General features: G+C 62.1%; 8 protein-coding genes and 1 tRNA gene. 6 read left to right on the top strand and 3 right to left on the bottom strand.

The annotated features are described in order from the left end of the window. The first annotated feature begins 3 nt into the window (after nt 1-3). Genes OPC11_RS02290 through OPC11_RS02280 form a run of 3 tightly spaced genes read left to right on the top strand, consistent with a single transcriptional unit; the run spans nt 4 to nt 5,566 of the window. Nucleotides 4-2,289 (top strand): serine protein kinase PrkA, encoded by a 2,286-nt coding sequence (locus tag OPC11_RS02290; protein WP_007977588.1) that lies wholly within the window; start codon nt 4-6, stop codon nt 2,287-2,289. Further along, nucleotides 2,280-3,587 (top strand): YeaH/YhbH family protein, encoded by a 1,308-nt coding sequence (locus OPC11_RS02285; protein ID WP_264780884.1) that lies wholly within the window; start codon nt 2,280-2,282, stop codon nt 3,585-3,587. The genes OPC11_RS02290 and OPC11_RS02285 overlap by 10 nt, the downstream gene beginning before the upstream one ends. Next, nucleotides 3,584-5,566, top strand: coding sequence for a SpoVR family protein (locus tag OPC11_RS02280; RefSeq protein WP_264780883.1), 1,983 nt, complete (start codon nt 3,584-3,586; stop codon nt 5,564-5,566). Before OPC11_RS02285 ends, OPC11_RS02280 begins: the two co-directional genes overlap by 4 nt. Here OPC11_RS02280 and OPC11_RS02275 read toward each other — a convergent pair. The 3 genes from OPC11_RS02275 to OPC11_RS02265 all read right to left on the bottom strand — a co-directional run bounded on the left by OPC11_RS02275 (nt 5,558) and on the right by OPC11_RS02265 (nt 9,405). Continuing rightward, nucleotides 5,558-6,766 (bottom strand): HalOD1 output domain-containing protein, encoded by a 1,209-nt coding sequence (locus OPC11_RS02275; protein ID WP_007977582.1) that lies wholly within the window; start codon nt 6,764-6,766, stop codon nt 5,558-5,560. The genes OPC11_RS02280 and OPC11_RS02275 overlap by 9 nt on opposite strands. A gap of 476 nt (nt 6,767-7,242) precedes the next feature. After that, nucleotides 7,243-7,317 (bottom strand) — tRNA-Glu (locus tag OPC11_RS02270). Between the two features lie 120 nt (nt 7,318-7,437). Next, nucleotides 7,438-9,405, bottom strand: a complete 1,968-nt coding sequence (locus OPC11_RS02265; protein WP_264780882.1) for a 3-hydroxyacyl-CoA dehydrogenase/enoyl-CoA hydratase family protein — start codon at nt 9,403-9,405, stop codon at nt 7,438-7,440. 115 nt (nt 9,406-9,520) lie between these two features. On the opposite strand from OPC11_RS02265, the gene OPC11_RS02260 reads away from it, so the two are divergent. The 3 genes from OPC11_RS02260 (at nt 9,521) to OPC11_RS02250 (ending at nt 12,859) form a co-directional block, all read left to right on the top strand. Continuing rightward, nucleotides 9,521-10,675, top strand: coding sequence for an acyl-CoA dehydrogenase family protein (locus tag OPC11_RS02260; RefSeq protein ID WP_007977579.1), 1,155 nt, complete (start codon nt 9,521-9,523; stop codon nt 10,673-10,675). A 150-nt stretch (nt 10,676-10,825) separates the two neighbouring features. Then, the gene (locus tag OPC11_RS02255; protein WP_264780881.1) at nt 10,826-11,119 is read left to right on the top strand and encodes a hypothetical protein; all 294 of its coding nucleotides are present in this window, start codon (nt 10,826-10,828) and stop codon (nt 11,117-11,119) included. Between the two features lie 255 nt (nt 11,120-11,374). After that, the gene (locus OPC11_RS02250; protein ID WP_264780880.1) at nt 11,375-12,859 is read left to right on the top strand and encodes a S8 family serine peptidase; all 1,485 of its coding nucleotides are present in this window, start codon (nt 11,375-11,377) and stop codon (nt 12,857-12,859) included. Nucleotides 12,860-12,875: the final 16 nt, after the last annotated feature.

The raw sequence follows: 12,875 nt of genomic DNA, 5'->3' as shown, positions 1-12,875 counted from the left end.
CCAGTGACCGAAGGGAGCGACTACATCGACGACGCGAACCGTGAACTCCGCGAGACGTACGAGGAGCCGATGAGCCTCGCGGAGTACGTAGACGCGGCGTTCGAAAACCCGACCATCGCCTCGCACGCGAGCAAGTACCTCCTCGAAGCCATCGAGTCCATGGGGACTCGAACGGTGGTCGAAGAGGGCGAGGAGAAGGAGCGCTACCGCTTCTTCGACGACCCGCACAACGACGGGGAACACGCCATCCTCGGCAACACCGAGGTGCTCAACGCGTTCGTGGACGACCTGCGGTCCATCGCGGCGCGGCGCGGCAAGGAGGAGAAGATAATCTGGTTCGCCGGGCCGACGGCGACCGGAAAGTCCGAGCTGAAACGCTGTCTCGTCAACGGACTCCGCGAGTACTCGAAGACGCCCGAGGGACGGCGCTACACCGTCGAGTGGAACATCGCCACCGCGACGGACGCGCCGGGACTCACCTACGGCGACGACGCGGTTGCGACGAGCGAGGAGAACTGGTTCGCCAGTCCCGTTCAGTCGCATCCGCTGCTCGTCTTCCCGCCGCGGGTGCGCGAGCGACTGCTCGACAGGCTGAACGACACCATCGACGACCACCTCGACATTCTCGTCGAGGGGAAACTCGACCCGTTCAGCCGGGAGGCTTACGACTATCTGGAAGAGCAGTACCGACGCGACGGTGAGGAAGAACTGTTCTCGGCCATCACCGACCCGGCGCACCTCCGGGTGAAGAACTACGTCGTTGACGTCGGCGACGGCATCGGCGTCCTCCACTCGGAGGACAGCGGCCGCCCGAAACAGCGACTGGTCGGCAGTTGGATGCAGGGGATGTTGCAGGAACTCGACTCGCGGGGGCGCAAGAACCCGCAGGCGTTCAGCTACGACGGCGTGCTCTCGCAGGGCAACGGCCTGCTGACCATCGTGGAGGACGCTGCCCAACACGCCGACTTGCTCCAGAAACTGCTCAACGTGCCGGACGAGAAGGCGGTGAAACTGGACAAGGGCATCCAGATGGACATCGACACGCAACTCGTCATCATCTCGAACCCCGACCTCGAAGCGCAGTTGAACCAACACGCGGACGCCGGGGGAGCGGACCCCCTCCGCGCGCTGAAGCGCCGCCTCGACCGTCGGGAGTTCCGCTACCTCACGAATCTCAGTTTGGAGGCCGAACTCATCAGGCGCGAACTCACGAACGAGACGGCGGTGTGGCAGGCGGACGTGTACGACGAACTCGACGCCCGGATTCGGGAACCGGTCGGCGTGCGGGTTCGGGACGGCGACGCCATCAACGAGCGCGAACTCGCTCCCCACGCCATCGAAGCCGCCGCGCTGTACAGCGTGGTGTCCCGACTCGACGCGAGCGACGTGCCCGCCGGACTCGACCTCGTGGACAAGGCCGTCCTCTTCGACCGCGGCTACCTGCTGGACGGCGACGAGCGCATCGAGAAGGACGACTTCGACTTCGACGACGACGCGACGGACGGGTCGGGCGGCATCCCGGTCACGTACACCCGTGATATCATTGCCGGACTGCTCAACGAAATCCGTGACCGCCACCACTCCGACTACGACGTCGAGCAGGTCATCATGCCCCGCGACGTTCTCAACGTGATGGCCGAGAGCATCGGTGACGCCCCCGTCTTCTCCGCGGCGGAGCGCACCGAGTACGAAAACCGCCTCGTCCCCGTGAAAAACTACATCTTCCAACAGCAGGAGGGCGACGTGCTGGACGCCATCATGCGCGACCGGCGCGTGGACGAGGAGACCGTCGCCGAGTACATCGAACACGTCTACGCGTGGGCGACCGGCGAGGAGGTCGAAAACGAACGCGGCGAGCGTATCGAACCGGACGCGCTGAAGATGAAGGTGTTCGAGACGGAGCACCTCGGCCGGTTCACCCCCGACGCCTACGAGGCGAACCACGAGGCGAGCCCCGCTGTGGCCGAGTTCCGCCGGAACAAGGTCATCACCGCCCTGAACCGCCACGCGTGGGAGAACCGGAACGAGGAGTTCGAAGTCGGCAACATCGACCCGAAGGAGGTTCCGATCATCAAAACAGTGCTTGCAAACAACGACTGGGACGACGTGCACCGTGTCTACGAGGATTTCAACCCGAGCCAGTGGGAGAATCCGCCGAAGAACACCGAGACGGCCGAGGTGAAAGAACAGACCATCCAGAACCTACAGGACCTGTTCGGCTACTCGCCCGCCTCGGCGGAACTGACGAGTCAGCACGTCATGAATCAGGTGAGCTACAAATGGGACTGAGAGACGACCTCGAACGGTACAGCGAAGTCGGCGAGGACCGCCGCGAGGACCTCGCCGAGTTCATCCAGTACGGTGACCTCGGTCAGAGTCTCCCGGACGAGATTCACATCCCCATCAAAATCGTGGACCTCCCGGAGTTCCAGTACGACCGCCGCGACAAGGGCGGCGTCGGCCAAGGGGAACCCGACGTGGGCGACCCGGTCGGCCAGCCACAGCCACAACCCGGCGACGACGGGGACGAGGGCGAACCCGGCGACGAGTCGGACGAACACGGCTACTACGAGATGGACCCGGAGGAGTTCGCCGAGGAACTCGACGACGAACTCGGGTTGAACCTCCAACCGAAGGGCAAGGAAGTCATCGAGGAGATAGAGGGCGACTTCACCGATATGACGAAGACCGGCCCCGACAGCACGCTCGACTTCGAGCGCATGTTCAAGGAGGGGCTGAAACGCAAGCTCGCGATGGACTTCGACCCCGACTACATCCGCGAAGCGATGGGCGTCGAGGGCTGGGGACCGGACGAGGTGTTCCGCTGGGCGCGGGAAAACAACCTCACCGTCTCGAAGCGGTGGGTCGAGGAGAACTACGACGACCTGCCCGAAGACGAGCGCTCGAAGTGGGAGAGAATCGAGGAGATGGAGTCGAACGTCCAGCCGACGAGCACCGCGCAGAAGATTCGGGAACACGGCGTCAAGAACATCCCGTTCCGGCGGGAGGACGAACGCTACCGCTACCCCGAAATCATCGAGGAGCGCGAGAAGAACGTCGTCGTCGTCAACATCCGCGACGTGTCCGGGTCGATGCGCGAGAAGAAACGAGAACTGGTCGAGCGGACGTTCACCCCGCTGGACTGGTACCTCACCGGAAAGTACGACACGGCGGAGTTCGTCTACATCGCCCACGACGCGGAGGCGTGGCGGGTCGAACGCGACGATTTCTTCGGTATCCGGTCGGGCGGCGGGACGAAGATATCGTCGGCCTACGAACTCGCGGGCCAAATCCTCGAAGAGGAGTACCCGTGGGCCGACTGGAACCGCTACGTGTTCGCGGCGGGCGACAGCGAGAACAGCCGGAACGACACCGAGGAGAACGTCATCCCCCGGATGGAGGAGATTCCGGCGAACCTGCACGCCTACGTCGAAACGCAACCGGAGGGCAAGGCCATCAACGCGACCCACGCGGAGGAGGTCGAACGGCACTTCGCCGAGACGGATAACGTCGCCGTCAGCTACGTCAACGGCCCGGAGGACGTGACGAGTGCGATTTACGAAATCCTGAGCACGGAGGCATCATGAACGAGCGAATCGAAACGCAGCGCGAGGCGGAACAGGTGCGCGAACCGGTCGTGGAAGCGCGAAAACTCGCGCGGAAACTCGGGCTCGACCCCTACCCCGTGAAGTACTGGATCGTCGATTACGACGAGATGAACGAACTCATCGCCTACGACGGGTTTCAGGAGCGATACCCGCACTGGCGCTGGGGGATGAAGTACGACCGCCAGCAAAAGCAGGGGCAGTTCGGCGGGGGCAAGGCGTTCGAAATCGTCATCAACGACGACCCGGCTCACGCCTTCCTCCAGCAGTCCAACAGCCTCGCGGACCAGAAGGCGGTCATCACCCACGTCGAAGCCCACTCGGACTTCTTCGCCAACAACCGCTGGTATCGGATGTTCGCGGACGACCTCGACGCGGCGGCGCTCCTCTCGCGCCACGCCGACCGCGTGCGTCGTATCATGGCCGACCCCGAAATCGACCGCGAGGAGGTCGAGAAGTGGATCGACAACGTGCTCTGTCTGCAGGACAACATCGACCAGCATCAGGCGTTCAAAAACCAGCACCGGGTCGAAGACGAGGAGCACGAGACCGACGAACTCGCGGACCAACTGAAAGACATGAACCTCAGCGACGAGGTTCGTGACGAGGTGTTCGACGACGAGTGGCTGGAAGCTCAACAGGAAAAACAGGCCGGAACGCTCGAAGAACCGGAAAAGGACATCCTCGCGTACCTCCGCGACCACGGGCACGCCTACGACCCCGAGGAGGGCAAGGCGGTCGAGATGGAGGAGTGGCAGACGGAGATTCTGGAGATGCTCCGCACGGAGTCCTACTACTTCGCGGCCCAGAAGACGACGAAGGTGATGAACGAAGGGTGGGCCGCCTATTGGGAGTCGATGATGATGGGCGAGGAGTGCTTCGCGGGCGCGGACGAGTTCATCGAGTACGCCGACCACCAAGCGCGCGTCCTCGGGTCGCCGGGGCTGAATCCCTACAAACTCGGCAAACAGCTGTGGGAGTACATCGAGAACACCGAAAACCGGCGCGAGGTCGTTCGGAAGCTCCTCCGCGTGAAGGGAATCACGTGGCGTAACTTCCACGACGTGGTGGATTTCGACCGCGTTGCGGACCTCATCGAACCCGACCCGGCGCTCGAAACGATATCGTCGGAGACGCTTTCCGACCTCGAATCGCTCCCGTCCGAGACGGTCGACGCGGAGGCGCTGGAGCGCGCCGAGGAGGGCGAAATCGACGTCGATGCCCATCCGTGGAAAGTGCTCACCTACGAGGGGCTCGCCGAGCGACACTTCTCGCTCTGCAAACTCCAGAATCAGGGCTTCCTCGAAGCCATCCCGCAAGCGGACTTGGAGCAGTACGCCCGCTACATGATGGACGACGAGCGGTACGAAAGCGTCGAGGAAGCGATGGCGGACGTGGCGTACACCGCCGGGTGGGATCGGATGTACGAAGTCCGGTCCAGTCACAACGACGTGACGTTCCTCGACGGCTTCCTGACGAAGGAGTTCGTGGTCGATAACGACTACTTCACCTACGAGTTCAGTCGGACGACCGGCGACTACCGGGTGACGAGCACGGAGTACGAGGACGTAAAGAAGAAGTTGATGCTCCAGTTCACCAACTTCGGGAAGCCGACGATGGCCGTCTACGACGGCAACTACGACAACAAGAGCGAACTCCTGCTCGGCCACCACTACAACGGCGTCATGCTCGACCTCGACCAAGCGACGCGTACGCTGGAGCGCATCTACGACCTCTGGGGCCACCCGGTGAACCTGAAGACCATCGTGAAGGAAATCGACGAACGCGACGCCGAAATCGCCCGGCGGCGCGACCGCGAACCGGAACCCGAGGAGCAAGGAAAACTCATCCGCTACGACGGCAACGAGTTCGAGATGCGCGACTTGCCGTGGAGCGAAGTCGAGGACATCGCGGCGACGGACGTGGATTACAACACGAAACCGGACGAGTGGCTAGCGTGAGTCGTAGAGTTTGATCTCACCGCTATCGACCACCACTTCGTATCCTTCGTACTCGAACGTCGCGTAGACCGAGATATCGGTGTGTTCGGCGAGTCGCTGCAACGCGTCGATGTCGATGACCTCGGCGAGGACGGGCCGTAGTTCCGTCGCGTGACTGTCCGAAACGTCGCCGAGCGCCCGCGCGAGCGTCACGACGACCGAATCGGGCGCCGTCCCGTACACCGTCCAGTACGCTTCGCTCGACTCGTCCATCGCCCGGTCGTCGATTCGAACCGGCTCTTGGCCCGGAAAGACGGGTGTCGTCCCCGTCGCGGCGTCGTCCGCCGTCAACCGGACGTATTGTTTCAACGTCTCCGCCTCGGTCCTTGCGGAGACGGTCTCTTCGTCGCGTTCGAGAACGCCGACCGCGGCCAACGCCGGGAGATGGACGTGATGAAGAGTGATGTGAACACGTTCTATCTCGTTTTCGCTCGGCGTTCCCGACCGCTCCCACGCGGCGACCTGCTCCGCGATAGCCGAGATGGGCGCGGAATCCACGACTTCGGAGAGGTAACGACAGACCAGTCGGCGGCGCGGCGCGCCGAGAAGCGACGAGAGAATTTCGGCGGGGACGGGTTTCTCGAACCCGCTTTCGTGACATTCGCCAGCGACATCGAACAGCGAGCGTAGCATGGCTACCGTCGTCTCGTCGTGCTGGTCCGGGTCGAGATGGAAGTGCGCGACGATATCGCGTTGGCGGAGAAACTCCGTCAGCGAGTGCAGGAATCGAAACGCGGTCGTCCGGTCCACGTGACGAAGCACCGCCGAAATCGAGTCGAAACAGAGTATCGTCGGATAGTCGTTCGCGGCCCACTCGTCCAGATACAGGTGAATCGTGGTTTCGAGTCGGCCGAGACTGGCGGGGTTCGCAAGCGAGACGTCGTTGTCGTCGCCGGGTTGCAATCGGTGCGTTCCGGTCCGTGCACCACCGCCACCGACGGCGACGACGCCGAACTCCGTCGGTTCGTCGCCGATGCGCGACTCCCAGTGTTTGTACACGACTTCCGGCGCTCGGTTGTACGTCACGATGAGGACGTTTCGGTCGCTCCCGTCGCCGACGGAGAGTTGGCGTACGCAATCGCTATCGTCCCCTCTCCCCATCGCGGCGGTAAAGAGAAGACCGCTTCCGACGCCGAATGATGAATCGCCTGCTGTGGTCATATCGTATGTATCTGCGACTTATTTACTTCTCACGGGTGGCGAACGCATCGTCTGACGTGTCATAGAAAGGAATCCGGGAATAATAAAGATATCCGCTAGACTATTTGAACGGCCGAATACACGTCATATGTTTTCACGGTTTATCGGCCGTTTTCTCCGCATTTTGTTGTTTGCTGTCTGTTTTTATCTCTGATATTTTAGTGTTGGTGAGTGAGATGTCACTTCAAATCAGAGTCTCGACGTGGGGAGGAGCGACCACACAGCGGTCGCTTGCGGAACTGAAATCGGGAAAATGCTCGGTCAGGGATTTGAACTCGCCGAGACGGTCCGGGCGTGCGGCGCTCCGCGCCGTTCCGGGCATGCGTCTCGTCTGCTCAAATCCTTCCCTACGCATCGATTCTTATCACACGGGAAGACAAACTGCGTCTTCCCTGCTCTCGTTCGCTACGCTTACGAGAACTTTGTTCCTCGAAAAGTGCTCGGTCAGGGATTTGAACCCTGGTCCTCGGCTCGAAAGGCCAAGATGATTGGCCGGACTACACCAACCGAGCGTCCTACGCTTCTTCGCACTCATTGCTTTCTGGTGGACTAGTTTAAACCTTCCGTTATCGACCGACAGCGGGCGGATTCCGCGTCAATCGGTGCCATCCCTTGTGGGAAGGGATAGCAGTTTACTTCCCTTCGAACTCGGGTTCCTGCTTCCCCATGAAGGCGGTGATGCCTTCCATCAGGTCGTCGGTGGCCATCAGGTGGCCGAACGCTTGGGCTTCGATTTCGAGCCCGGCTTCCGTGCTCTCCCAGCCCTTGAGCATCGCGCGCTTCGTGAACTTCTGGGCGATGGGCGGGCCGCCCGCGAGGTTCGCGGCGAGTTCGAACGCGCGGTCCTCGAACTCGTCAGTCGGAACGACCTCGTTCACGAAGCCGTAGTCGGCCATCGTCTCGGGCTCGAAGCGGTCGGCCGTGAAGATGATCTCCTTGGCTCGACCTTCGCCGACGATGTGCTGGAGGCGCTGGGTGCCGCCCCAGCCCGGCAGGAGGCCGAGGTCGTGTTCCGGCTGTCCGAGTTCGGAGCGCTCGCTGGCGATTCGGAGGTCGGCGCACATGGACAGCTCCATCCCGCCGCCCAGACAGTAGCCGTCGATTCCGGCGACCACCGGCATCGAACAGGATTCGAGTTTGCCGAACGTCTCCTGACCCTTGCGCGAGAGTTCGATGGCTCCAATCGGGTCGGCACCGCCCGCGGCCATGCTCTGGACGTCCGCACCGGCGGAGAACGCCTTGTCACCCTCGCCCGTGATGAGGACGGCGCGAACCTCGTCGTCCGCCTCCAACTGGTCGATGGCTTCGGACAGTTCGTCGAGTAGTTGCCCGCTGATGGTGTTCATGCGGTGCGGGCGGTCGAGGACGATTTGCCCGACCATCTCGCCCGGCTTCTCGATGCGGATGGCCTCGAACTCGATGCCCTCGTCCTCGGTCTGGTCGGCGAAACCGCCGACGTCGGCGCGCTCTTCGAGGTAGTCCGCGGGCTCGTACCGCGCCGCACCGGTTTCCTCGTGGAGGGATTCGAGCGTTTCGAGCAGGGTGTCCAGTCCGGCGTCGTCGGCCATCCGGGCCGGGCCTTCGGGGAAGCCAGCGCCGAGCATGACCGCTTCGTCTATCTCGCTCGCGGGCGCGACGTCGTTGCCGACGAGGTTCGCCACCTCGTTCGCCATCACGGCCTGCAGACGGAGTACGATGTCCTCGCTTCCGGCGTCGGTCGGGATATCGACGCCGCCGTTCTCGTAGTCGTAAAACCCCTCGCCGGTCTTCTTGCCGAGGTCGCCTTCCTCGACCTTCTCGGCGAGGAGCGGACACGGCTCGTAGGCGTCGCCGAGCACCTCGTGCATGTATTCGAGGACGTGGTAGCCGACGTCGATGCCGACCTGATCCGCGAGTTCGAAACTACCCATCGGCAGGCCTATGTCGAACTTCGTCGCGCTGTCGACTTCCTCGACGGTGGCGTCGCCGGACTCGACGATCCACGCCGCCTCGTTCATCAGGGGGACGAGCACGCGGTTGACGATGAATCCGGGGCTGTCCTTGCGCACTCGAACCGGCGTCTTGCCCATCTCCTCGGCCAACTCCTCGGTCACGTCGAGAACGTCCTCGTCGGTGTGTTCGCCCGTGATGACTTCGACGAGTTGCATCCGAACCGGCGGGTTGAAAAAGTGCATCCCGCAGAACCGCTCGGGGCGGTTCGTCACCTCGGACAGTTCGGTTATCGAGAGGCTGGACGTGTTCGTGGCGAAGATGGCTCGGTCGGGTGCGTACTCCTCGAGCTCGCCGTACACGTCCTTCTTGATGGCCATCTTCTCCGGGACGGCCTCGATAACGAAGTCGGCGTCGGAGACGGCTTCCTCGAAGTCCACGAGGGGCGTCACGCGGTCGAGCGCGGCGTCGGCCTCCGCCTCGCTGATCTGCTCTTTCTCGGCGAGTTTGTCGAGGCTCCATTCGATACTCTCGTAGCCGTTCTGGACGAACTCGTCTTTGATGTCGCGCAGGTTCACGTCGAATCCCGCGAGTGCGGCGACTTCCGCGATTCCGTGGCCCATATTGCCAGCTCCGAGAACCGCTATGGTGTTGATATCTTCGAGCTCCATGTAAGAAACCTCGTTACGGGGGTGTTTCAACGTTTCTCTCTCCGAGCTAATAAACAGTCTCCCAGTTTATATCCGGTTACAAAACGATTTATTCGTTGCCCCGTAACTCATGCACATGGACTTCGAGCTGACAGACGAGCAGCAAGCCATCCGTGACGAAGTGCGGCGGTTCGCAAAGAACGAGGTCGAACCCATCGCGAAGGAGTACGACCAGAAGGAGAAGTATCCGTGGGAGATTATCGACAAGGCGGCCGAGATGGGTCTGACCGGCGCGAACATCCCCATCGAGTACGGTGGCGCGGGCTACTCGCCCCTCGAAGTCGCCATCATCGTCGAGGAACTGTTCGCCGTGGACCCCGGTATCGGTCTCTGCATCACGAGCACGGCCTTCGGCGGGGACGCCATCCGCGAGTTCGGGACCGAAGAGCAGAAAGAGAAGTATCTCGCGCCGGTCGCGGCGGGCGATGCCGTCATGGGGACCGCCATCAGCGAACCCGACACCGGTTCGGACGTTTCCTCCGTCTCCACGACCGCCGAGAAGGACGGCGACGAGTGGGTCATCAACGGCAACAAGATGTGGATCACGAACGGGTCCATCGGCGACTACTTCGTCGTCATGACGAAGACCGACCCCGACGCCGACGACCGCTACGCCGGGTTCTCACAGATTATCGTCGAGTCCGACCGCGACGGATTCGAGGCCGATAAGATAACGGGCAAACTCGGTATCCGCGCCTCCGACACCGCCGAACTCATCTTCGACGACGTGCGCGTTCCCGAGGAGAACCTCGTCGGCACGCGCGGCATGGGCTTCCTCCAACTCATGCAATTCTTCGACGAAACCCGGACGGCCGTCGCCGCGCAGGGTGTCGGTATCGCCAAGGGTGCCTGTGAACGCGCGCTCGACTACGCCCAAGAGCGCGAGCAGTTCGGACGTTCAATCAGCGACTTCCAAGCCATCCAGCACAAACTCGCCGAGATGCACACGAAGACCGAGGCCGCGCGTAATCTCACCTACAAATCCGCGTGGAGCGTCGCCAACGGCGACGGGCAACTGACCCAACTCGCCTCGATGGCGAAGGAGTTCTCCTCGCGCGTCGCGGTCGAATGCGCCGACGAAGCGGTCCAGATTCACGGCGGTTCGGGCTACGTCAACGACTTCGACGTGGAACGACTCTACCGCGACGCGAAGATTACCCAGATTTACGAGGGCACGACTGAAATCCAGAAGAACATCATCGCCCGCGAACTGCTCGGCAAAGGGTTCTGACGACCCACCGAACCATACCTAGGTGTGTAGGCATCGTTCTTTTGCGTTTCTCTCGTAACAATGCTAGTAACGATGAGTTCCAACTCGACTAGTGTTACAGGTACGAATTCGGAGGATGACTGGGGTAGGCCGGACGAGCTCGATACGATAATGGAGGTCCTCTCCGACCATCATCGCCGATACGTTCTCTATCACCTTCGAAACAGCGACAATCCCGCCGAATGCGAGGAACTCGCCGAACGAATCGTCGAGTGGGACGACCGCACGACGGAGCACGACGAGGAGGACGTTCTCACGGAATTGCGTCATAAACATCTCCCGAAGATGGAAGCGGCCGGTATTCTCGACCGAGAGGGTGAGAAAGTCCGGTTCGACGAGCCGAACATGCCGATAGAGTCGTACCTCGACCTCGCGGTCGAGTTGGAACCCTCGGAGAGTTTCTAGTCACCATCGAGACGGCTGTATCGCTTCAACGCGGCGCCACCACGGCGCCGCGAACGAGGACCCGACTTCGAACCTGTTTTCGCGGAAGCCATCCCCGTCCGCGAGTGTCGTCCCGTCGCGTTCATTTCCGTCGCATTCATTTCCGTCGTATTCGTTCCCGTCGTCTGGACACGCGTTATCACCGTCGCCTAGACACGCGTTATCTGTTGCCGGAATACATAACGTTAAAACAAGGAACAATTGATATCTACCGGAATGTCACAAAAACCAACTCGACGTTCCTTTTTGAAAGGTGCAGGGGTGGCCCTCGCAGGGCTGACGATGACGGTGCCGACGATTTCCGCGAGTTCGTCGGAAGACCGATACATTCTCGACCTCCGGTCCGTGAGCGAAAGCGATTTGGCCGATGTCGAAGTCGTCCACCGGCTCGACCAAATCGACATCGCCGTCGTCAGGGCCGACGACGCGAAGATGAGCGGAACTCGGTATTCGAAGGACGTAGAGATGACTGTCACGTTCCCCGAGGTGGAACATCACGGGGACGAACACGACCGACACAAGCGGATGAGCGACCCGTTGTATCGACTTCAGTGGGACAAACAAGCGCAGGACGTTGCGCGCGTTCACCGCAGGACGCGCGGTGAAGGGACGCGCGTTTCGGTCATCGACTCGGGTGCGTTCGAAGACCATCCGGACCTGCAATCCGCGCTCAACACCGACCTCTCGAAGAACTTCACCGATGACGGCGGTGACTTCAATCCGGTCGAGAGCGACCACGGAACGCACTGCTCGGGTATCATCGCCGCCGACGACCGGAACGGCAAGGGTGTCACCGGAACCGCGCCTGGCACCGACCTCGTCGCCCTTCGCGTGTTCTCCGGGCCGACCGCCACCTTCGGCGATATCATCGCGGCGATGGTGTACAGCGGGGATATCGGATCGGATGCGGCGAACATGAGTCTCGGCGCGTATCCGATGCCGAAGGATTCCGACACCGCGGTCGTCCGCGATGCCATCGAGCGCGCGGCCTCGTACGCGAACGAACAGGGAACGCTCGTGGTCGCGGCAGCGGGGAACGATTCGGCCAACCTCGACGCCGACGGCGACGTGATCAGCCTCCCGAACGAGGCCGACAACGTGATGAGCATCAGCGCCACCGGTCCCATCGGCTATCGGTGGGACGACGAGGGGAGCGGAAGGGAAAAGCGCAACTACCACGCCGCGCTTCACCACCTTCGAAAACCGACGTACGAACCCGCCTTCTACACCAACTACGGCGCGGAAGCGGTGGACATCAGTGCTCCCGGCGGCAACGCGGATCAGGACGCCATCGGCACCGATTCCAAATGGTACTACGACCTCGTTCTGAGCACCGTCTTCACCGAATCGGACGGCGAGCGCGTCGCCGACTACGGTTGGAAGGCGGGGACGAGCATGGCGTCGCCGCAAGTGGCGGCGGTCGCCGCGCTCGTCAAGAGCGTCAACCCGGACGCGACGCCCGGCGAAGTGCGCGAACACCTCGAAGCCACGGCCCGCGACCTCGACGACCCGACCTACCACGGCGAGGGACACCTCGATACCGCCCGAGCGGTTTGGGAGGAAATAGGGGACGACGACCACGACCACGGTCGTGGCCACGGTCACGGTCACGATGATGACCACGACCGAGGTCACGGCGGCCACCGAGGTCACGATGATGACGACCACGACGGCACCCGCGGTCACGGCCACGACGACTGAACTCGTTGTCTCTGGC

Origin of the sequence: Haladaptatus sp. T7, from assembly GCF_026008575.1 — an archaeon.
Lineage (GTDB): Archaea > Halobacteriota > Halobacteria > Halobacteriales > Haladaptataceae > Haladaptatus > Haladaptatus paucihalophilus.
This window is presented reverse-complemented; position numbering and strand designations above follow the sequence as displayed.